This is a genomic window from Paenibacillus jiangxiensis (genome assembly GCF_046098255.1).
Classification (GTDB): Bacteria; Bacillota; Bacilli; order Paenibacillales; family Paenibacillaceae; genus Paenibacillus; species Paenibacillus jiagnxiensis.
Genome location: NZ_JBJURI010000001.1, coordinates 229,098 through 251,996 on the forward strand (window position 1 = coordinate 229,098; position 22,899 = coordinate 251,996).

The window sequence follows — 22,899 nt, forward strand, 5'->3', positions numbered from 1 at the left end:
GTGTGAAAGGAATGACCGGGTTTCCCATTTTCCTTTTTTTGAAAAAGTCTGAATTAAAAAGGTAGGAACAAAGCGAAAAAGGAGTGCCCAAGGTCAACCGACCTATGGACACTCCTGGAAAGTATCTATTGAGTTTTGAACTACTCGCCTATTTGGATTTCCAACAGCCTGGCTGTCGCTGGTCCTGGCAAGCTCACCTGCAGCCTTCCTTCCGCATCAGCCCACACCCAGGAGCCTTCATAGCCCTGCGGGTACAGGCAGCGGATATTGGCGGATTTTCCCTTCAAATCATGCAGCGGCAGATCAACTGTCCCCTGCTCCCCGCCGGTCCGCCACACCGCGATATACCGCTTGTTCCCGCTGCGCAGCCCCAGGCTGATCCAGTCATCCTGCGGCGTTGGCAGTCCCAGAGGCCAGAAAGGCAGCGATTCACGGATATCCTGACGGATCGTCTTGTATACGTCCAGCGCTTCCTTAACCAGCTCTCTTCTGCGCGGGTTCAGCTCGGCCAAATGCCCGCTTTGGTGCACCCGCAGCAGCAGCGCGTTGACCATATTGAAAATAACCTCTTCATCATCACCTTCGCGCAGCGGGTACGACCAGACGGCGGACTGCTCCGGCGTGAGAGCGGCCGGGGAGGCCGCGGCGATGGAAGCGTATTTGATGTAATCCTCCTGGTCGCTGGTGGACTGGATGCTGTGCCTGCTCAGCATCGCATAGTCCATGCGCATACCACCGGAGGAGCAGTTCTCGATGACCAGCTCGGGATAACGTGCGAAGATGCTGTCCAGCCACGCCAAATATGCGCGGTTATGCTGCAGCAGCCCGTCACCGAAGCTGTCCGCCTCCGTCTCGGTGCCGATCCCGGCATTGATGTTGTAATCCATTTTGATGTAGCCCACCCCATAGTCCTCAACCAGACGGCGGATCACCTCGTCGGCATGGGCTCTGACCTGCGGATTGCGGTAATCCAGCTGATATCTGCTGCGATCCTTCACCCTTTTGCCATGCCGCATGAAGAACCAGCTGTCATCCGTATCCTTCAGCTTGGGGCTGTTAATGCCCATGACTTCAAGCTCAAGCCACAGGCCTGGAATCATATCTTTGCTGCGGATATAATCCAGCACAACCTTAAGGCCTCCCGGGAAGCGTTCCGCTGACGGCATCCATTCGCCTACGCCGTCCCACCATTCTCCGTCTGCATACCAGCCTGCGTCGATACAGAAATATTCACAGCCTACCTCCGCTGCGGCATCAATCAACGGCAGCAGCTTTGCTGTCGTCGGGCTGCCCCACAGGCAGTTCATATAATCATTGAAAATGATCCGCAGCTCCCGATTATCTGTATTAGGCCGACGTATGATACGGCGGTATACGGTCAGATGGGCAGCGGCTTCTGCAAAGCCTCCCTGAACCGCTCCCACCGCCACCGGCACGGATGTGAATTCCTGACCCGGCTGCAGACAGACAAACCAGTGGTTGTCATGCTCCGTCGGCCCGCTGATCAGCACCGTCAGCGTATCGGCCTGCTCGATAATTTCCCAGTGCCAAGAGCCGTTATGCTCAATCTGCCAAAACAGGCTGCTGTCCGCTTCCGTATTCTCCAGTACAGCCATCGGCACATGCTCCGCAGCGGACCAGGAGCCGGTATTGCTACAGGAGACACGCTTGGAGCCCCGGTCCTTCATATGGGACATGCCCAGCTCAGGCAACGAATAAGTTCTCCACTGCAGCTCGCTCTGCCAGCCATGATGGGGAATGTTGATCCGCATCTTCTCGTCGCGGTCCTGCTCCCCCTCCTTGTCCAGTCCTGTCAGCGCAAATGAAGATACATACTCCACATCAGCCGGGTCACTGCCGTTATTGGTGAGCACCACCCAGCTGCGGACTACCTGCACGCCGTCGTAAAACTGAAGATGCTGCACGGCCCCGATTCCCGTTACAGGATCGGCAAGCATGATTTCAAGCTTGCGGCCCAGCAGATTTCGTTCGTCACGATGACCAGCAAAGATCATGCGCAGACCGGGGTAAGATGCCCGGTGTGTTCTTCCGTGGTATTCCTCCCGGTCTTCACCGGACAGCTGCAGTTCCAGCAGCCGGTATCCCGGCTTATGCTTCTCCTCGACAGTTCCTTCTCTGTAAGGCTGGGCCGCAAAATGCAGCAGCCTCACGTCCTTCTCTTCCGTAACCTCCAGCACAAGATAAAGCCCGTTTTCCTCGATCTCAATACGATCCGCTTTCACTCCCTGATCATCCTTTCCTGTCCTGCCGCCACTGGTTTGTGTAAGAAAAGCATAACCCAGCACCAAGCGTGCCGAGTTATGCTCACATTCGACTTCATTTTCTTAATTTATCAGTACTTTACCCTTTGGATTACTGGGCTCCGCCCAGTTGAACCCATGCTTTCTCAATCTCTGTAACCGTCTGATCCTTGGTCGCATTGCCGCCGATATATGCCTGCATCAGCTCACCGAATTTCTGATGGAACGTATCCAGAGAGTAGTTGATGGACAGGTCGCCGGACTGCCCGTTTTTCAAAATTTCTTCCATTTGCTTCGGGATATCCAGGTCAGGCAGCGGAGCGTCCTTGATCGGCGGGATCACCTTCGCTACATCGGAGAACCAGTTCTTGCCGTATTCCGATGTGTACAGCCAGTTGAAGAAGGCAATCGTTTCATCCTTAACCGGTGAGTCAACATTAATACGCAAGGCCTGGTCCGCACCCGTCACAATCTGCGATTGCTCAGCCTTGTCGCTGACCGGATAACCCATGATGCCGATCTTCAGATCCGGATTGATTTTCTTCAGGGCTTCCTCATCCCATGCGCCTTTACCTGTCATGAACGCAGCTTTGCCAGATGCAAAATCGCTGACTTCCGCGTTGCTGTCGCGCTCCAGCGGCTTGTCTGTGCCGTTGGCTACCGTCAAGTCAACGAAGGAGAAGAAGTTGTTGTACAGCAGCGGGTAATCTTTAATATGCGCCTTGCCTGCGATAAAGTCGCTCACCAGTTGCTTCGGCTCAACACCAGCGTCTTGTGCTGCCGCATCTACATAGTGCATGAAGATATGCTTCCATACCCACCATTCTTTATAAGCGTTGGCGAATGGAGTAATACCTTTCGCTTTCAGCTTCTCAACAGCACCCTGCATTTCGGCTGCCGTTTTTGGAGGCTCCGTAATGCCGGCCTGTTCAAGCAGATCCTTGTTATAAATCAGTGCGAAAAGGTTGCCTTTCACCGGTAGGCCAAGCACCTTGCCGTCCGAAGAACTCATGTTCGCGCGCACAGCATCCGTCATCGCTGCAGCCAAAGGCTCATTCGTCAGGTCGGCGCTGTAATCCGCATACGTATCAATGTCGCCGCCGGCAGTTGTCTGGAACACATCCGGCGTGCTGCCAGAAGCAATTTTCGATTTCAGGATCGTATTGTAGTCAGACTGCATAATTTCCAGATTTATCGTGACATTCGGCTTTACCTTTTTATACTCGGCAATGTACGCGTTGAAGGCATCCGTATACTCAGGAGAAGCAGTAAACATGTTTATTGTAACCGGTTTCGAATCATCGCTGCCGCCTGTGTCAGAGGATGCCTCTTTAGCGCCGCCTCCGCAGCCGCTCAGTAAGCCGACTGTCAACAGGAGACTGCCAGACAATGCTGCAAACTTTTTGAACATCGATATTCCCCCAATTGATCGTTTAATTTGTTTCCATGTGCTCATTGTAGTGAATGGAGCCGGCATTAAAAATGTAGATAAGTGAATAGTTGAGGGTAAAAAAGTAATTTTGTTTCCGCTATCATTTCCAATTATTTAAATTGCTAATTTGTTTGCGTGCTTGCCCGGTACTCGGACGGAGACAGCTGATAGTAGTTCCGGAACGCCTTGCTGAAGTAATTTTTATCCTTGTAGCCCAGCATATCTGAAATCTCCTGGATTTTGAGGCCCGGGTCGTTCAACAGTTCCTTGGCCTTGTTCATCCGCACCTTCTGCACATACTCATGAATGCCGTACCCGAACTGCTGCTTGAACAGCTTCATCAGGTATTCCCTGCTCAGAAAATACTTCTCCGTAAACATGGAGATTTTAATATCCTCAAAATAATGCCGGTCAATATAGGTTTTAATTTCGGCAATGTCGAACGGCCTGCCGCTTGTGCCTTCCTCCTCGGCAAGCCTGCTGTAGAATTCCAGCATGCGGTGCATCACCTGGGCAAACTGCTCAAATGAGGCGAAATCCATGGAAATGATGCCAGCCGCGCTTCTTCGCGCCTCCTCAGGCATCGCGGCCACCCCCGCATTCAAGCCTTTCCTTGCGCACGCTTCCCGCAGAATGATATCAAATTCCTGCAGCGTCCGGTCCGCATCCCCCAGGCTGAATGTCTCCCGTGCGCGAATAGTGTTAATAAAGTCCCCCAGCAGGTTTTTCGCATGCGTTAGTCCACCTGTCTCGAACGCCTTCTGAATCATCGTCAGCTGCCCGGTCACCGGGTATGTGTCGGCGGCAGCAGCCTGATCCACGGTCTGTGTGAAAGGCTCGTTCTTCAGCTTCAGCACATCCAGAGAGGCAAACCAGGCTTTCACGGATGAATACGAAGAGGCAAGTGCCGTTACCTCCTGCTGCGGGCCGCCGATGCCGGCTGCCATCTTCAGCCCGAACAGCTGATGAAGGGAGGAGGCAGCCTTCCGGACAATATGACCCGCCTGGAACGCGAGATCTTCGTCGCGCCCATCAGTCACCGTAAACACGGCGATCACCTCACGCTCTCGCCGCGGATTGACAAAGCTGAAGCACTGCAGCCGACCATCCCCCAACTCAGCCAGCACATTCGTTACCGCGAAGTCCAGCAGCTCCGGGTCGTCGCCAAAACGGGCGCGGCGCACCTCGTCCATATTCATCATGCGCTGCACGGACAGCAAAAAGCGGTTGCCCGGATAGTCCGCGCCGATCAGCGGCAGAAACGCCTCATTAGCCTGTCTCCGGAAGCTGCGGTCCAGGATGGACAGATACATTTTCTCCTTCAGCTTGGGCAGAGACATGTTCAGGGTGATATTTTGCGTAATAATATCGCTTTCGCTCTTCCTCTTCGCATCGAGCACATCAATCACTTTGCGCAAGGCCTGATTCAGGTCCGTCCGGTTCACCGGCTTCAGCAGGTAATCGATCACCTTCGAACGGATTGCCTGCCGTGTGAACTCAAAGTCGTTGTAACCGCTGATGACAATTGTCAGCAGTTCAGGATAATCCCTTTCAATAATCTGAAGCAGATCCACCCCGTTCAGTCCCGGCATTTTCATATCCACCATCACCAGATCAATGTCATGCTGCTTCAGCAAATCCAGGCCGGACTTCCCGTTCTCCGCTTCATAAATTTCCCCGATGTTAAGCCCTTTCCAGTCTCCCAGAATGCGGATCGCTTCACGCAGCGGTTCCTCATCATCAATAATCAATGCTCTATACACGGCTGCCGCCTCCTTGCGGTATGATCATTTTTATATGAGTTCCGGATGCGCCTGTCCTGATCTCCAGGGCCGCTTCCTCCCCGTACAAAAGCTTCAGGCGGGTGTTCAGATTTTTCAGTCCGATATTCCCGCTCTCCCGTTCTTCCCATTCCTCATCAAAAGATGCCAGTACTTCCTCCAGTCTCGCTACAGACATGCCCGGGCCATTGTCGCTTACCGAAATCAGCGCCTGCATTCCCTGCAGCTCGGCCGTTATGACGACGCGGATGCCGTCAGGCATGTTTTCCAGCGCATGCTTGATGGAGTTCTCGACAAGAGTTTGAATGGACAATCTGGGAATCAGCAGATCCAGAAGGCCTGCTTCCCATTGATACTCCACCTGTAGCCTGCTGCCGAAGCGGGCCTTCTGCAGACCGAGATAACGCTCGATATGACTCAGCTCATCCCTGGCATACACCATCTCCCTGCCGTTGATGGAGTAACGCAAGGTCTGGGCGAGCGCATCCACCATATCGGCCATATCGAACATTTCCCTCTTCAAGGCCTGTGTGGAAATGGCCTGCAAAGCATTATAGAGAAAATGCGGGTTGATCTCCGCTTCAAGCGCCTTCAAAATCGCATTTTTCTCGGCCAGCTTCATTTTGTAGCGCTCATTGATCAGGTCGTTCGTCCGTTCCACCATCTCATTGAAGTGGCGGGACAAATACGCAATTTCGTCATTCCCCTTCACTGGCGCTTCTGCCTCGAAGTCCCCGCTGCTGAATCGCTTCATCTGCAAGGAAAGCCTGTCCAGCGGCCGCGTGATCGCATTGGAGGTCAGCGTGACAAGAATGACGGCTACGATCAGAAATACGCCACCGATGGCATAGCCCCAGTTCCGCGTCGTGGTGGCGGTTTCATAAATGGAACGGTACGGTATCGGCTTCACGAGCTTCCAGCCCTCATGCTCACCGGTATTATAATTCACAAGGTATTTCTCGTCACCGTCCTGCCACGTAAACTGTCCGTTTTCTCCGTCCTTGATCTGATCCAGCATTCCCGCCTGCCGCATCCGCGCATAAAATGCCTGATCATCCATGTAAAATGGGACATCATCCGGACCAAGCAGCAACAAATGATCTCCCTCAGCAACGGGAATATCCTTCATAATCTCCTGTCTGCCCGCATCCTTATAATAAAAAGACAGCACCGCCAGCGGTTCCCGGGAAGAGATAGACCGCAGCACCCGGTGATAGGCCAGAAAGCAATCCTCCGTTTCGAGGGGATAGCCTACCTCCGTGTCCGGCAGTGCCAGGGACTGAAAGGACTGATTCCTTGTGCTGTCCACAGCGGACTTATACCAGTCCTGACTCGGAATGTCCTCGTTAAACCCCTGCCGGACCGATATCGTGTTTGCTTCCTTCGATACCGTATAATATTTTTGCTTGTCAACAATATAGAGATAAATCGCTTTCAAATCATTTCTTGAATAAAACATACTCCGCAAATACGTGTCAATCACCATTTGGGAGGAATAGTCCTGATCCTCGTCCAGAATCGCACTCATAATTTCGTTATAACGCAGCTGTGGCAGCGCAAGCTGCTCCATCCCCTGCACATAATCCTCCAGGTTCTGATTCACCAGCAGCAAATTGTTTGTCGTGCTGGCAATGCTGTTCTCCACCGACTCATTCTCGACGATATGATAGGAAATGACGGTCAGCGATCCGACCACCAGCACGATGATGGAGGTGAACAGCAGCACCAGCTTGTTCACCAGCCGCTGTGTGATCCGTTCTTTTATTCTAGATAAAGCTCCCGCACTCCGCTTAGGCATCTCTGTCTATCCCCTTTTGAAAGCGTACGCATTTTTACCCTTAACTGTTTTCTTAAATCCATTTTGGTGACTTTATCCCTGCTCTATAATTCATTATAGCCGAAGGGGGTTTAATTTGTAGATCGGCAATAACTGACACATTTTTAATATTAAAAGAGGTGCGCTATGTTCAAACAAGGGAGAAAGTGGGCCGACAGACTCGAATTCGGGCTGTTCACATGGCCGGTATTATTGTGCGTAATTATCGCCTTTTATGTTCCTTTCCTAATGACCATACGATATTCTCTCACCCAGTGGAACGGAATTTCCAAGCATCCGAAATTTGTCGGATTGGATAACTTCAAGCAAATCCTGATGGGAGACGCCAACTTCGCCCATGCGGCCTGGTTTACCGTCAAGTATGCGATCCTTTACATTGTTCTGGTGAACGTGCTTGCGATTCTGCTGGCCGTAGTATTGGACATGAAGCTGAAAAGCTCGGCCTGGCTGCGGGCGGCCTTCTTCGTCCCTTATATTCTCAGCCTCGTCATCGTCGGCTTTATCTGGAAATTCATTTTCATGCAGGGCTTTGAATCGCTTGGCGAGAGCACAGGCTGGGGCATCTTTCAGCTCAGCTGGCTCGGGGAGCAGGGGCTTGCCTTTATCTCCATATTGGCCGTCTCGATCTGGCAGTCCATCGGTTTTTATATGGTGATCTACATTGCAGGACTGCAGTCCGTGCCCGAGGATCTGAAGGAAGCGGCCATCGTGGACGGAGCGGGTCCTGTCCGCAGATTTTTCAGCATCGTGCTGCCGCTGCTGGCTCCATCCATTACGATATCCGTCTTTATGGCACTGACGAACTCCATCAAGGTGTTCGATGTGATCCTGTCTCTGACCGGAGGCGGACCAGGCGGCACCACCTACAGTATCGCTTATGATATTTACCGGGATACGTTCCAGAACAACCTATACGGTTACGGAACGGCCAAAGCGCTTATTTTGTTCGTTGCGGTACTGATCATTACCGTAATCCAATTGGGTATTTTCAAACGCAGGGAGGTTGAAGCCTGATGAAAAAAAATAAAGCCGGGCGCATCCTGCTCGAGATCGTAATGATTATTTTGTCGCTCCTGTTCCTGTATCCGCTGTTCCTGGCGGTGAACAACTCGTTCAAGAGCTTCGGCGAGGTCATGACGGATGTCATTGCACTGCCGCAGAAGCTGAGCTTCGAGAATTACGCTTATGTGTGGGAATTCATTAACTATCCGAAGCTCTTCATCAATAACACGATTATTACCGTACTGGGATTGGTCGGCATCATCTTCATCTCCTCCATCGCCGCTTACAAGCTGGCACGGACAAAAACCCGCTGGAGCGGGGTAATCTATATTCTGTGCATCATGCCGATGCTCATTCCGTTCCAGTCCATCATGCTGACCGTACTGCGCGTAGCCAAAGACCTGCACCTGTCCGACAGCACCTGGGGCCTCGGCCTGCTGTACTGGGGCTTCGGCGCTCCGCTGGCCGTATTCATCTATCACGGTTTCGTGAAGGGTATCCCGATGGAGATTGACGAAAGCGCCAAGATCGACGGAGCCTCCGGCTTCCGCATGTTCTTCTCCGTCATCTTCCCGCTGCTGAAATCCGTAACGGCCACGATTGTCATCATCGACGTCATGTGGATCTGGAACGACTTCCTGCTGCCGCTGCTTATGGTCAACGGTTCGCCGGATACGAAGACGCTGACGCTGGCGGCTTACACCTTCGTCGGGCAGTACACCTCGGATTGGCAGTATGCGATGACCGCGATGGTGATGGCCGTCCTGCCGTCCATCATCGTCTTCATCTTCCTGCAAAAATACATCGTGAAAGGCGTTGTCGCCGGGGCTGTGAAAGGCTGATCCGGAGCAAGGCAAAGAAGGGGATTCTTCCAATCAGGATTACTGGGAGAATCCCCTCTGCTATTTGTAGCCTTGTGGATGTCTTCTGGCCAACCATTGGTATTAAATCATGAATTGTTGTGCTGCATAATGCCCTAACCTCCTCATGCTGCGTCTGAGAAAAAAGAACTATTTTTTCGAAATTTTATAATTTTATTACAAAATAAGGGTCAAAAATCATCATTTCTCCGTTACTCTCTAAAGGGATACAAAAAATTCCACTCAGGAGGGATTATATTGAAGAATCGATGGTTCAAGCTTGGAGCCAGCCTGATGTTCATGCTCACAGTCGTATTTACGGGATGGGCTGGAGCTGGAGTACAGCGGGCATTCGCCGCGGATGTGCTGACCGTCAGCCAAGCGATTGCACAGGGAAGCAGCGGTAAACAGGCAACGGTGGAGGGTTATATCGTTGGACATGCTTCCGGCTCAAATGCAGCGGATTTTACAGCGCCTTTTTCCAATGATTATAACGTACTGATCGCAGATGCTGCCGGGGAGCAGGACAAGAGCAAGCTCATGGATGTGCAAATTACTTCCGATTACCGGGCGGAATATGGCCTGCAAACCAATCCCGATCTGATTGGCACAAAAATCCGGGTGACCGGTACACTGTCTGCCTACAATAACTTTCCCGGTATGAAAAGTCCCTCCAAAATAATGCTGGCATCGGAAGAACCGGGTGACGGCGGTGAGCCAGGTGGAGATGATGGCGGTGGAGATGGCACCAATCCTGGCACCGACCCTGGGAGCGATCCGGAATTGGAAAACGGAGCAGGCAAAAAAGTGCTGTTTGACAACACGCATGCCCAAACGGCCGGTGCAGCGGACTGGGTCATTGACGGCGCATTCTCCGATTTTGCGGACGCCCTGGCTGCCGAACAGTTTGAGGTTGATCAGCTCGATCGGACCATCCCCTACACGTTCGGAGAGCAGGCCATCACGTATGACAAGCTGAAGAACTATGACGTCTTCATCGTTGGCGAAGCCAACGTTCCGTTCAAGCAATCGGAACAGGAGGCTATTCTGCGGTTCGTCAACGAAGGCGGCGGCCTGTTCTTCATTGCCGACCATTATAACGCTGACCGGAACAAAAACCGTTGGGACGCCTCTGAGGTTATGAACGGTTACCGCCGGGGGGCCTACACCAATCCGGCGAAGGGCATGTCCACCGTTGAAGCTGCCTCACCTGCCATGCAGGATGTCGTCAGCTCGGACTGGCTGGCCGATAACTTCGGACTCCGCTTCCGCTACAACGCCATCGGCGACGTAAATGCCACCGACATTGTCGAGCCTTCCCAGGCCTTCGGCATTACGTCCGGCGTTGATGCTGTCGCCATGCACGCCGGTTCGACGATTGCTATTCTTGATCCCGCCCAGGCCAAGGGTATCGTGTATCTTCCTGCGGGCGGCGTTCCTGCCTGGAGCTACGCGGTGGATCAAGGTGTCTACAACGGAGGAGGACGCGCAGAAGGCGCCTATGCAGCCATTGCCAAACGAGGACTTGGCAAAGCTGCCTTTATCGGCGATTCATCGCCGGTGGAAGACGCCACTCCGAAGTATCTGCGTGAGGAAACCGGCACGACCAAGAAGACCTACGACGGCTTCAAGGAAGAAGACGACGGTGTATTCCTTGTCAATACAGTCAAATGGCTCGCCATGCAGGAGGACTACACCTCGCTTGATCAGGTAGAAGGTCTGACACTGGATACACCGACCTCTCTGCTGCCCATGGAAACCCCGTCCGCTTCAACTGAACCGCAAGCCGAGCCATGGGATGAGCCGGCACCCGGTTATCTGTGGTACGACCCGACCACATTCAAGCCCGGCTCATACGGGGCGACACAAAGCCCAGGTCAACCTGCCGGCTACAGCTTTACCGTTCCGGAGGGTCTGGCTGCAGGCGGCACGTATACGATGACGCTTACGGTGAACGGCCTTTCGGCCGGAGAAACGGTTTCCGGTCTGAGTGTCGGGATGTATCTCCCTGGCGGCGAGCAGATCGCCCGCTTCAAGAACGAGGACGGGAGCTGGTCGTCGTATGGCTACAGCCCGGCCTTCACGATGACGGCCGATAGTGACGGCAAAGCAGTCAAATCGCTCACCTTTCAGTTGAAGTCCGGCATATCCGGCTCGGCCAATCTGCGTTTGAAGAAAGGCAGCAGCAATGTGCTGACTCAGCCGATAACCATCGCCGCCTCCAGCGCATCAGTGACAGATTTTAACAGCAAGCTTCATCAGGAAAGCCGGATCACTTTCTCTTCCCCAGCGGCGCTTGCAAGCTGATCAGGATTATAGCTCAACCCTGCTGCCCCCGTCTGCTGACGGCGGGCAGTTTTTTTAGATCAGTTATGCTAAAACCTTTTATTTTTCATTTATCCCCGACATCACTGGATATGGATATGGATTTGAAATATTCTACTACTACTTCGCGGAATTCCAGAGCAGCCCGCGAAATGTATCGACTCCGGTGCCACAATAAAGCAATCTCCCGCACCAGTTCGTGTCCCTCTACTTGGAGAAATTGAATATCATCTTGTGAAATCACTGCCGTGCCTGGGATAAAAGCTATTCCAATTTCTGCTCTCACAAGAGAGATAAGCCTTGCAGGTTCATCCCCCTCGTACACATATTTAGGTGCAAAACCGGCCGATTTGCATACAGCGTCGACTAAATCACGTGTGCCATAACCTCTCTTTACCCCAACAAAGCATTCATCTCTTAGTTCGGTTAGGGATACGCTGCTTTGGTCTGCCAGCCGATGCCCATTTGGAACAGCAACAAGGATAGGTTCGATGAATACGATTTGACATTCAACGTCATCCCCTTTTATGGGAGGTGAGGATAAGCAATAGTCGACCTCCCCTCTATGAAGAAGCGTAATCATCTCCTGCGTGCTCAGCATCTGTACATGATATTGGACATCAGGCCGCTTTTTCCGAAACTCTCGCAGGATATTGGGCAGCGAACTTGCGGTGGTCACCGCCAATTCGAGTGTGCCCTGCCCCTGGCTGGATAAATCCCTGATCTCCTGCTTCCCCTGTTCCAATTCAAACAAGGCCCTTTCCACACGTCGAAGAAATTTGTTCCCAAACTCATTCAATCGCAGCTTTCTCCCTGCCCGATCAAATAAAGGTGTACCCAGATCCTCCTCCAGGCGTTGGATCGTTTTGCTTAGTGACGATTGGGTAACGTGCAAACTTCGTGCAGCTTCGGTCATATGTTCCATTCTGGCGACCTTGAGAAAATATTGCAGTTGAAGAAGTTCCATTTTATACCCCCATTCATTCCTTTCAGTCAATCAAATAATAACATCAAATGCGTTGGAATAAATAATTGATTTCAAGTACGATGACATCAGTCGCTTTGATTGGGGGATTAAAAATGAATGTTCGCAGCAGGTGGTTGATGATTTCCGTTGGACTGGGGGTGCTTTTGAATCCATTAAATTCCTCGATGATTTCTGTTGCTATTCCAAGACTTCAAAGAGCGTATCACCTTGACTTTACGGTTGTTTCCTGGATTATTTTTGCTTTTTACATTGCCAGTGCTGTCGCCCAGCCTGTCATGGGAAAGGCGAGTGATTTATTCGGCCGCAGGAGGATATTTCTTGCCGGGCTTGTTACAGCCTTCATTCCATCCTTACTCGCTCCGCTATCGCCGAGCTTTGGGTGGCTCATCGTGTTCCGCATTGTGCAAGCCATCGGAACAAGCATGATGGGTGGGGTTGGAATGACAATTGTGCGAATTCATATTACGGAAAAACAAGCGTCCGCGCTGTCCTTTTTGTCGATATTCTTATCTGGAGCTGCAGCCATCGGCCCTTTTATTGGCGGGGTCCTCATTCACTGGTGGGATTGGCCTGCGATCTTTCTCGTCAATATTCCGTTTGTGACGGCGAGCTTTCTATTAGCCAGAAAGGTAATTCCTAAAGACGAACCGCTGACTTCCCCCGCAAATAGCATGTCCTTTCGTAAATGGTATGATTTGCTTGATGTGCCGGGAATCCTGCTCTTCACAGCAGGTCTGGTTACCTTGCTCATTGGACTTCTGTCAGCAAAATCATCCGGGCACGTCTCATTAAGCCATGTCATTGTCGGCTTGGCAGGTCTCGCTCTGCTTACAGCTTTCGTACGATTTGAGCTAAAAACAAAGTCGCCTTTTATTCCATTGCGAACATTCGCCAAGTATCCTGCAATGACCTGGATCAATGTCGAGTTCATGCTCGTTAACTTGCTGTATTACTCGCTCTTTTTCGGGCTGCCCTCCTATTTGCAAACGGTACGTCATGTCAGCGAATTTCATACAGGAATTCTCATGCTGACCCTGGGCTTGTGCTCGCTCATCACTTCTCCAATAGCAGGACGATGGATAGATAAATCAGGCCCTCAACCAGCCTTGCTGTTATCCGGAATGCTAATGACAATAGGGTCAGTGTGGCTCGTGACTTTGAATCAAGCTTCACCAGTCATCAGTGTATGTTTGGCGTTAGCAGCATTCGGCATCAGCAACGGCTTGAACAGCGTTGGCATACAGGCGGCCTTGTTCAAAAGTTCTCCAAAAGAAATGATCGGTGTAGCCTCCGGAGTATTTAATACATCGAGATATATAGGAACCATTTTATCTTCATTGCTGACAGGCATCGTGATGGGAGGCCAGTTCAGCGCCGGGGGATTTAAATTGCTTGGGGTCATCCTTACGTTCATTGCACTTTCCTTGGTGTTCATGAGTCTGAGGCGCCGGGAGTCAGGGCAATGGCAAGAGCCGTAGGTTCATTCAAACTTTTTTTACATTCCTATTACATGCCGCATACAAAAGATAAACGACCAGGCGCTAATCTATAGAAGTGAACAGAAGGAGGAGCAAAGTTATGCCAACAAAAACACGCAGCCGGGTCGCCGTCTTGACGACAAGTGATATTCACGGCTTTATTCAGCCCTATTCGTATACAGAGGGCGGGCCTTCTGACCTTGGCTTTGCCCGAACTGCAAGTCTGATCGAGAACGAGCGCGGCATATGGGGCGATCATATGCTTTATGTGGACAATGGCGACAACCTTCAGGGCTCGCCGCTTGCCTATTATCAAGCTAAAGTGGACAACTCCGGGGAAAATGTGATGATTTCGAGCTTGAACGCAGCCGGGTGCAGTGCCGCAGTCGTAGGCAATCATGAGTTTAATTTCGGGTTTGCCTATTTGCGCGAAGCAATGCGCCAATCGGCCTTTCCCTGGCTGTCAGCCAATATTTTGTCAGCTGCAAGCGACGAAGCCGCTTTTGGCACGCCTTACCTTATTCATGACATGCCGGACGGTATCCGGATTGCCGTGCTGGGTCTGACAACCGCGCATATTCCAGTATGGGAGCTGCCCGAGCATATTGAAGGGCTTCACTTTGTGGACCCCGTGGAATGTGCAAAGCGCTGGGTTCCCTATCTGCGGAACAAAGAAGGGGCCGACGTTGTAGTTGTCGCTTATCATGGCGGCTTTGAGCGGGATTTGCAGACAGGCGAATCCACCGAAACGCTGACTGGAGAGAACCAGGGCTATGCCCTTTGCCAGGAGGTTGAAGGGATTGATGTGCTGCTGACAGGTCATCAGCACCGGCAAATCGAGAACGCCATGTTAAATGGCGTATGTGTCATCCAGCCCGGGACGCAGGGTCAATTTCTCGGCAGAGTTATCCTTGAACTGGAGCTGGACGAGGAAGCACAGACAGCAAGCCCTATGTCCGGTGCAAAACACGGCTGGAGAGTGGTATCCAAACACTCAGAGCTGCTTCCTGCCGGAGAGGCTGAGCCGCTGGACCGAATTCTGGAGCTGACAGCTCCGGTTGAAGCAGGCCTGCAGCGCTGGCTGGATGAGCCTATTGGCGAAACGGAAGGAAATATGCGCATCACGGATGTCCGGCAGGCGCGGCTTGAAGAACACCCGTTCATCGAATGGATCAACAATATGCAGATGGAAGTGAGCGGAGCACCAATCTCCTGTACCGCCCTGTTTGACGAAAGCAGCCCCGGCTTCGGGGAACGCATCTCCATGCGGGATATCCTCGCCAATTACAAATTTCCCAACACTCTGCGCGTCCTGCGGGTGGCAGGCCGGGACATCCGCGAGGCGCTGGAAAAATCCGCCGAGTACTTTATGCTGGAGGAGGACGACCGGATCGGCGTGAGTCCCGCATTTCTGCTCCCCAAGCCCCAGCCCTACAACTACGACATGTGGGAGGGCGTAGAGTATGTCCTGGATGTTTCCCGCCCATCTGGCGAGCGGGTCGTTCGGCTGGAAGTGGATGGCTCGCCGCTGTTTTCGGATGCGGAATACGATGTCGTGATGAACAACTACCGCGCCGGCGGCGGGGGCGGGTTTGACATGTTCCAGGGCAAACCCGTCGTACGGGAGTTGCAGACGGACATGGCGGAGCTGCTTGCCGACTATATCCGCACGAAGCGAATCATTACGGCGAGTGTGAATCACAACTGGAAGGTCATCGGTGGAAATTAGAGGCAGACATGAAGCGAGGTAGCAACAAATATCAGGTCTGTCCAACATGGTGACATTTTGGGTGGGGTATCTTCCCCGCTTTTTTTAAGAATAATGGCACGAATCCCGGAGAAAATTTTGCTTTTATGTTGTTTTTGGCAGGGAGACGCACGCAGCAGCGGAGAGAACGAAGCAATTCCGGAAAAGCGGAGCGCTCGCCTTTGTCCCCGAATTTCTTCCGCTAAAGTACTAATTGGAAATTTGGGGACAACAGCGATTGTAGGAATGCTTCGTTCCCGGAGCGTCTCACAACAGCCAAAGAGTTCGCCCCCGCCACAACATGTTATCCCTGGACTAATTTCGACCGAAGCCGGTTGGATACCCATTCAATGATTAAAATAAGCACAATAAGCCCGATCAAAAGGGAACCGACCTCGCTCCACTTATAGCTTCTCATGGCAAAAATAAGCGGTGCACCGACCCCCCCGGCCCCAACAAGCCCCAGAATGGACGCTTCACGCATATTCATATCAAACCGGTAGATCATGACCGATAAAAACATGGATAACAGCTGCGGCACAATGCCAAACCGGATCTTTTCAAATGTCGTACAGCCGACAGAGGTCATCGATTCCAGCACACGGGTATCCAGTTCCTCAATGGCATCCACGAACAGCTTGGCCAGCATCCCGATGGAGACAAGCCCAAGCGTAAGAACCCCCGCGAAAGGCCCCGGCCCCGTGACCCGGATAAACATCAATCCATAGACGAGTGCCGGAATGGTCCGGATCGTAATGAGCACAAGCCTTGTCAGCCAGGAAACGGGCCTTGGAACGATATTGGAGGCTGCCAAAAAAGCAAGCGGAACCGCCAGCACTGAGCCTACAAGCGTACCAAGAAAAGCAATGGCAATGGTTTGAACGAGTAAATATAAAACACCCTGCGCGGTGAAATTGAACAGCAGGCCGAGGTCCGGCTGCAGCAGACCTTTAAAAATATTAAGCGCAATCCGGGCCCCGCTTTGATCCATATCCTGAAAGCTTACAGACGTCAGCGACCAGATAAAGAGCACCAGCACGACCGCCGCGACGGTCAGGAAATAACGGGCCTTGCGCGGTGCAGCAAGCAGCTGTTTTTCTAATGTCGACATAACTCAAACTTCTCCCTCATAATGTATGTTCAAAAAGTCAGGTTTTCAGCACCGAGAAGGTTGGATGAAGCAGGGACTGAGGAGCGGAGCGTACTTAGGGTACGTGAGCACCGGAAGGCCCGGCTGAATTCAAGATTCGATGTCGAGTCCGCTTCCTGACTTCCTTCGTGATCAAAAGATGACTTTTTGAACTACCTCTTATATTAGCTTTTTCCGGAAATGCTCGCTGACTGTCTCAATCAAGTATACGGTTACGATTAACGCCAGAATAATCATGCCTACGCCTGAATAATCCCGCCAGCCCAGGTTTTCATTGATGAGCAGGCCAATTCCCCCGGCCCCGACGTAACCCAGAATAGCTGCATAACGAACATTTCCCTCAAAGCAAAACAGAGAGGTCGACAGGTAGCCCGGAAGCACCTGGGGGAGGGTCGCATAACGAAAGGCCTGAATTCTCGTCATTCCGAGGGATTCCATCGCTTCAAAGGCGCCCATATCGACATTTTCAATTTGCTCATAGAGCAGCTTTCCGACATAGGACAGGGTAAACAGCATAATCGCAACCGTCCCTGCCATGGGACCGAGCCCGAAAATAAAAGTTGCGATCAGCGCCGTCACGAGAGTGGGCAGCGTTCTCAGGAGGCTTAACACCGTTTTGCTGATGACCACAATCACCTTGTTATGAACAATATTCGAAGAAGACAGCACGGCAGCGGGAAGAGCCAATAAAGCTCCGATCATGGAGCCGAGCAGGGACATCTTGAGCGTATCAAGCAGCGGTCCCAAAATTCCCGGGAAGCTGCCCCAATTTGGCGGAATCATGTCGCCGATAATTACGAAGAACTGGCCGATGCGCTTAGCAAGGATATCCATTTTAAAGTCGGTGAATGGGATGGATGCAATTGTACAGATCACCAGTATCAGCAGAACAAACGGCGTCCGCGACCTCTTTTGCAAAACGACCTTTCCGTTGGGCAGGTTTATTTGCCGGGGGGAAAAGATTCTGTCAAACATACAGCGAGTTCCCTCCTGCCGGAAGCTGCTCCGCAACATTCTCCTGCAAAGATGCCTTCTCCTCCGCCCATTTGCCGCCATAGATATGGTCAAGAATTTCCGGCGTCACCTTGGGTGTCTCCCCGTCAAAAACGACTTCACCTCTCCTGATTCCAATGATCCGGTCGGCATACTCAAGAGCCATATCCACATGGTGAATATTCATAATGACGGAAATGTTCATGGCTTTGTTAATGTTTTTGAAATCGTCCATCACCACTCGGGAAGTCACCGGATCGAGTGATGCAATCGGCTCGTCCGCAAGAATGATATCCGGATTCTGAGCAAGGGTCCGCGCAAGGGCAACCCGCTGCTGCTGGCCGCCGGACAGCTGGTCCACACGAACAAAAGCTTTATCCAGAATCCCCACTTTATCCAGAGCCTCCAGCGCTTTGATCTTCTGCTCCTTCGTAAAAATACCTGTCCATTTGCGCCACAACGGAAGCTCGGGAACAAAGGAAACCAGCACATTGTTGATCACGGTAGTTCTCGTCACCAGGTTAAAGGATTGAAAAATCATGCCGATTCTGCGGCGGAAACGGCGAATTTGCCCACTCTTCAGCTTGGCTACATCGACATCGTCCACCAGCAATGTGCCGCCGGTGATCTCATGCATCCGGTTGATGCAGCGGATGAGCGTTGACTTGCCTGCCCCGGATAAACCGATCACAGCCACAAATTCACCCTGCCCGATTTTCAGATTAATGTTGCGCAGTGCGGTCGTCCCGTTGGAATAGGTTTTTTCTACATTCATAAATTCGATCATGCTAATACTCCAATCAAAAAATGAGAACATCAACCAACGCCGATGTTCTCATTAGGTTTTATTTAGCGTTTGCTTGTAAACGCGATGTTCAATGAAAAGTGATTTTTACCGAAGGCAAAATATCTTTGATTTTATCAGCAAAGCTCCGACTGTTACTTCTTCATGCTTCTCAGCAGCTCCTGTGCTTTTCTTTCTCCATCATAGTCGGATGCCTGGGCTTCCTTGTAGCCTTCATGAGTATAAACCGCGATGACCTCTTTTCCTTCAGGCGTCTGGGCAATGGCGATGAAGGCACGCTGCAGCGCTGCTTTAAGATCATTGTCCATCACCGTACTGCTTTTGCTCACGCTGATCGTATCATTGTAAATCGGCTGTGTTACGCCAATCACATTGGTTTCATCCCAGATGATGCCCTTGCGGCCAAAGTCGGTCGTCCATTGGCCCTCATAATCTCTTCTTGCATCGGCATAAGCCACGACAATGTCCGCCTGCCCAGCTGCCAGCCGTGCAAAGGAGCTGCCGTAAGAGTCAGATTGGACTACATGAGCAAGATCCGTAATGCTCTTTTGGTAATGATCCTGCAGCCACAATGTTGGATAAATATAACCGGCCGAGGAGGAAGAAGACATCACAGCCCAGTTCGCGCTGTTCAGATCATCCCAGGTCAGTTCTTCACCTTTATTCACTTTTTCCGCCAAAGCCTTTCCTTTTTCAGAAGGACCTGTTATAAACAGACTGCGGTAATAGGTAACCTGCTCATCAGTTGGCTTGGTAGGTTTATTATCGTTCCAGTCTTTTGCAGCATCCGAATCATTGGACAGCCCCGCACGGGTTGACGTCAAAATTACATCTGCGCCATCATCATACAAAGCGTATGTACCGCCTGGGATAAAACCGATGTCTGTAGTACCGGCTGCCAGCGCTTCTCCTACCGCTTCATAAGTCGTCCCCACATTAATGTCAACGTTGCCTACCGTGTAGCCTTCGGTTTCCAGCTGCTTTTTCAACAATTCCTTGAGCGGCTCCGTTGTTGTGATGATTTGTTCCGGATCCTTGGATGGCACAAAGCTCACTTTCAGCTCTTGAATTTCCTTGTTTCCGGAAGCAGCGCCGTCGGACGATTCGTTCGCAGCCTGGTTTTCCGAGGCGTTGGTGCCAGTGGACGCACCGCCGGAACCGCAGCCGGCCAACAGCCCGATGACCAAAGTAAACAGGATAAGAAGCATGAATTTGTTTTTCACTTACGAAAGACCCCTTTTTAGTGGATTGATAATGATATTGCTTCGAAACATGAACTATCATACTTCCAAAGCATCAGAGAGGGGTTAATCCTATGTAAAAAGAATGAAAAACCTTACTTTTATTGTAAAGAAGAACTCTAATACGCTGATAGATTTACAATTTCATACAAATGCGAAAACTTAAATTTTTAATCTCTTGATATTTAAATAATAGTTTTCCATAATATTACTTTCCAGACGGAACATTTGTGACCTTCCACCTAGAAGCTGCTTAAAATCTGGTAATTATCTACCTTTTCTATGAAAGGTTCAAGTAAGGTATTTAGTCCGCTGTTTTCACACCAGCAATTGGATATCATTACATATAGATTACAATTAGGGGGAACTTGCTTTGAAGAAATGGACATCTGTGTTATTAGGAACCGTATTGATTGCCAGTATTACCGCTTGCGGAAAAGAGGAAGCACAAAGTCCTGCGGGAAACACTGCAACTAAGCCGGCAACGGAACAAACCGCCCCGGCTGAATCCATTCCTACAGCAAAAGAGCTGATTGAAAAGGTAACGGCCGCCGGCCAGGAGATGAAAAGCTTGACGATGGACAGCACCATTAAACAGGATATCACCATAAACGCCAACGGGACGGAGCAAACCCAGAAAGTCAATATGGACATGAAGGTGGATATGGTCAATGAGCCATTCGCCATGTATCAGGAAATGACGATGGCTATGCCTGACTCCGAGCCGCAGGACATCAAACAATACATAACCTCCGACGGGGTATACACCAATGTGGACGGCTCGTGGGTAAAGATTCCTGATGAAACGGCCGCGCCAATACTGGAACAGATGAAAGCCCAAGGCAGCCCGGAAGAGCAGCTCAAGCAGCTGGAAACGATTATCGACGATGTTAAGGTAACAGATGAAGGAGAACACTATAAGCTGGCAGCGGAGGTATCCGGCGACAAGGTGAAGGACCTGGCGAAAAGCTACATGGAGCAATCCAGCGGCGGCGACGCTTCCACGGCAGCCATGCTGGATCAGATGGACATCAACAACATGAATATGTCCTACAACATTGATAAAAAAACCAACTTCCCTGTGGACTTTAACGTAACCATGGATATGGGAATGGACATGGAAGGGCAGAAAATGCAAATCAAGATGGATATGCAGGGCAAAATGAGCAACTTTAATAAAGTGGAAGTGACAGTTCCGGAAGAAGTGCGCAAGGCTCAATAAGACTGGAACGAAACGAGGGTGCCCAGAAGGTCATTGGACCAGGGGCACTCTTTCGCATGTTGTAAGACGCTCCTATCTTGTCAGTCGTTCACCCAATGCTTGTACAGCACCTGTGTTCCTTTTTCGTCATAGCCGAGCTCAGACAGCTGCCGGTACAAGGACACCGCCAATGCCAGCCCGGGGGTATCCATACCCATTTCCTTTGCCGATTCCAGCGCAATTCCCATATCCTTGATAAAATGCTTCACATAAAAGCCAGGCTCGAAGTTGCCGGCAATCATTCGTGGTCCCAGATTACTCAGCGACCAGCTTCCCGCCGCACCGCTCTCGATGCTTTTCAACACCTGTTCCGGATTCAGCCCCGCATACTTGGCGTAGGCAAGCGCCTCGCATACACCGATCATATTCGTGGCAATGGCGATCTGGTTGCACATTTTCGTATGCTGCCCTGCGCCGGCCGTACCCTGCAGCACAATGTTGGTTCCCATCAGCTTGAGGATGGGCAGCACCGCTTCGTAATCCTCCTGATTGCCGCCGACCATAATGGACAGTCTCGCTTCCCTTGCCCCTATATCCCCGCCGGATACCGGAGCATCCAGCGCATGTTGTCCTTTCGCTGCTGCGGTTTCATAAATCCGCTTTGCCAGTAGCGGACTGGAGGTGGTCATATCGATCAGATAAGCACCGCTGTGCGCGTGCGCAATCAGACCGTCCTCTCCCAGATAGATCTGCTCCACATCATGGGGATATCCGACCATCGTAATAATCACATCACATTCAGCCGCCAGCTTGACAGGAGTATCCTGCCACACTGCTCCCTCCTGCACCAGCTCATCGGCTTTGGATGCCGTCCGCGTGTACACATGGACCTTATGCCCCGCTTTCATAATGTGCCGGGCCATGCTCTTTCCCATTACTCCTGTTCCGATAAAACCTACAGTCGCCTGCTCCAATTTGCTGCTCATCTCTATTCCTCCATTTACTCATTTCCGTTTTGGCATGACATGACAAGCTTGTTCTCTCAATCATACCATCGGGTCGAGGGGAGGTAAATGCAGCCATTCCCCAGTTCCATCTTGTGGTATTTTTCCCTTTAATATTGTTTAACTTACTTTACATATGGTTAAATAAAACACATGGTATCTATAAATCTGCGTCCTTATGAAGGCTGTATGGACGTGAAAGACACAGGAGGTCAACTATGAAATTTTTAGCGAGTCTTATGCTTGCCGTTTCCCTGCTCACCCTCGCCGCCTGCTCGAACAATGATGGCGCGACGCCGGCAGGTGAGACTAACAGCGGACAAAATACCGAGAACACGCAAACTCAGCCGGGCACGGAACCTAATGCAGAAAACGGTCAGAACGGTGAAACTGATCCGGGAACAGAATCTGCGGGAGCGGAAGAACTGACGGCGGACAGCATTAAAACCGCAATGCAAAAGGAAGGCATTACCCTTACATCCAGCAAGGCCGAAAACGATTGGGTGCTGAACGACACACAGCCTGACCGTAACACCGTGAAAACAAAGTCCGGCGAAGAAGAAGTCGTTACTATTTACACCTTCGACTCCGAAGAAGCACGTCAGGCAGGGCTGGCCAATTTCAAAGAGCAGACCGAGAGCCTGCCTTTAAAATACCTGGCGTTTGAACACAAAAATGCCCTGATTCTGTACTACTATAACGCTGAAGAAACGACTGATCCGGCTTCCACCGAATACGGTGCCGAGCTGGACAAGACGCTGAAATCTCTGTAATTTACTCTAGGAAAGCTGCCG

The 22,899-nt window shown here is 51.3% G+C and carries 17 protein-coding genes; 7 read left to right on the forward strand and 10 right to left on the reverse strand.

What is annotated here, in order from left to right; translation table 11 throughout:
• Positions 1-140 precede the first annotated feature (140 nt).
• From ACI1P2_RS01045 to ACI1P2_RS01060, 4 genes are all read right to left on the reverse strand, one after another.
• The gene (locus ACI1P2_RS01045; protein WP_355316020.1) at positions 141-2,243 is read right to left on the reverse strand and encodes an alpha-galactosidase; all 2,103 of its coding nucleotides are present in this window, start codon (positions 2,241-2,243) and stop codon (positions 141-143) included.
• A 130-nt stretch (positions 2,244-2,373) separates the two neighbouring features.
• Entirely contained in the window at positions 2,374-3,672 is a 1,299-nt protein-coding gene (locus tag ACI1P2_RS01050) for an ABC transporter substrate-binding protein (RefSeq protein ID WP_355316022.1), read from the reverse strand.
• A 143-nt stretch (positions 3,673-3,815) separates the two neighbouring features.
• The gene (locus ACI1P2_RS01055) at positions 3,816-5,456 is read right to left on the reverse strand and encodes a response regulator transcription factor (protein ID WP_355316024.1); all 1,641 of its coding nucleotides are present in this window, start codon (positions 5,454-5,456) and stop codon (positions 3,816-3,818) included.
• Positions 5,449-7,272, reverse strand: a complete 1,824-nt coding sequence (locus ACI1P2_RS01060; RefSeq protein ID WP_355316025.1) for a sensor histidine kinase — start codon at positions 7,270-7,272, stop codon at positions 5,449-5,451. Before ACI1P2_RS01060 ends, ACI1P2_RS01055 begins: the two co-directional genes overlap by 8 nt.
• A 165-nt stretch (positions 7,273-7,437) precedes the next feature.
• Between ACI1P2_RS01060 and ACI1P2_RS01065 the strand changes: the two genes are divergently transcribed.
• The 3 genes from ACI1P2_RS01065 (at position 7,438) to ACI1P2_RS01075 (ending at position 11,480) form a co-directional block, all read left to right on the forward strand.
• A complete protein-coding gene (locus ACI1P2_RS01065) occupies positions 7,438-8,325 on the forward strand; it encodes a carbohydrate ABC transporter permease (protein ID WP_355316027.1) in 888 nt (295 codons plus the stop codon).
• Positions 8,325-9,155 (forward strand): carbohydrate ABC transporter permease, encoded by an 831-nt coding sequence (locus ACI1P2_RS01070; protein ID WP_355316029.1) that lies wholly within the window; start codon positions 8,325-8,327, stop codon positions 9,153-9,155. Before ACI1P2_RS01065 ends, ACI1P2_RS01070 begins: the two co-directional genes overlap by 1 nt.
• A gap of 318 nt (positions 9,156-9,473) precedes the next feature.
• Entirely contained in the window at positions 9,474-11,480 is a 2,007-nt protein-coding gene (locus tag ACI1P2_RS01075) for a DUF6359 domain-containing protein (protein WP_355316296.1), read from the forward strand.
• Positions 11,481-11,565: 85 nt separating this feature from the next.
• Here ACI1P2_RS01075 and ACI1P2_RS01080 read toward each other — a convergent pair whose 3' ends face one another.
• Positions 11,566-12,465 (reverse strand): LysR family transcriptional regulator, encoded by a 900-nt coding sequence (locus ACI1P2_RS01080; RefSeq protein WP_355316031.1) that lies wholly within the window; start codon positions 12,463-12,465, stop codon positions 11,566-11,568.
• A 113-nt stretch (positions 12,466-12,578) separates the two neighbouring features.
• Between ACI1P2_RS01080 and ACI1P2_RS01085 the strand changes: the two genes are divergently transcribed.
• On the forward strand, positions 12,579-13,964 hold the full coding sequence (locus ACI1P2_RS01085) for an MFS transporter (protein WP_355316033.1): 1,386 nt from the start codon (positions 12,579-12,581) through the stop codon (positions 13,962-13,964).
• A gap of 100 nt (positions 13,965-14,064) precedes the next feature.
• On the forward strand, positions 14,065-15,693 hold the full coding sequence (locus tag ACI1P2_RS01090; protein WP_355316035.1) for a bifunctional metallophosphatase/5'-nucleotidase: 1,629 nt from the start codon (positions 14,065-14,067) through the stop codon (positions 15,691-15,693).
• Positions 15,694-16,015: 322 nt separating this feature from the next.
• Here the strand turns inward: ACI1P2_RS01090 and phnE (ACI1P2_RS01095) are convergent, their stop codons facing one another.
• The 4 genes from phnE (ACI1P2_RS01095) to ACI1P2_RS01110 form a co-directional block, all read right to left on the reverse strand.
• Positions 16,016-16,822, reverse strand: coding sequence for a phosphonate ABC transporter, permease protein PhnE (gene phnE, locus ACI1P2_RS01095; RefSeq protein ID WP_355316037.1), 807 nt, complete (start codon positions 16,820-16,822; stop codon positions 16,016-16,018).
• 198 nt (positions 16,823-17,020) lie between these two features.
• Positions 17,021-17,836, reverse strand: coding sequence for a phosphonate ABC transporter, permease protein PhnE (gene phnE / locus ACI1P2_RS01100; protein ID WP_355316039.1), 816 nt, complete (start codon positions 17,834-17,836; stop codon positions 17,021-17,023).
• Positions 17,829-18,641, reverse strand: coding sequence for a phosphonate ABC transporter ATP-binding protein (gene phnC, locus ACI1P2_RS01105; protein WP_355316041.1), 813 nt, complete (start codon positions 18,639-18,641; stop codon positions 17,829-17,831). Before phnC ends, phnE (ACI1P2_RS01100) begins: the two co-directional genes overlap by 8 nt.
• Positions 18,642-18,793: 152 nt before the next feature.
• Positions 18,794-19,882: a phosphate/phosphite/phosphonate ABC transporter substrate-binding protein gene (locus tag ACI1P2_RS01110; protein WP_408976097.1), complete on the reverse strand. Its 1,089-nt coding sequence runs from the start codon at positions 19,880-19,882 to the stop codon at positions 18,794-18,796.
• A gap of 391 nt (positions 19,883-20,273) precedes the next feature.
• Between ACI1P2_RS01110 and ACI1P2_RS01115 the strand changes: the two genes are divergently transcribed.
• Positions 20,274-21,122: a DUF6612 family protein gene (locus tag ACI1P2_RS01115; RefSeq protein WP_355316043.1), complete on the forward strand. Its 849-nt coding sequence runs from the start codon at positions 20,274-20,276 to the stop codon at positions 21,120-21,122.
• A gap of 80 nt (positions 21,123-21,202) precedes the next feature.
• Here ACI1P2_RS01115 and ACI1P2_RS01120 read toward each other — a convergent pair whose 3' ends face one another.
• The gene (locus tag ACI1P2_RS01120) at positions 21,203-22,087 is read right to left on the reverse strand and encodes an NAD(P)-dependent oxidoreductase (RefSeq protein ID WP_355316044.1); all 885 of its coding nucleotides are present in this window, start codon (positions 22,085-22,087) and stop codon (positions 21,203-21,205) included.
• Positions 22,088-22,323: 236 nt separating this feature from the next.
• Here ACI1P2_RS01120 and ACI1P2_RS01125 point away from each other — a divergent pair, with 236 nt between their 5' ends.
• On the forward strand, positions 22,324-22,878 hold the full coding sequence (locus tag ACI1P2_RS01125; RefSeq protein WP_355316045.1) for a hypothetical protein: 555 nt from the start codon (positions 22,324-22,326) through the stop codon (positions 22,876-22,878).
• Positions 22,879-22,899 lie beyond the last annotated feature (21 nt).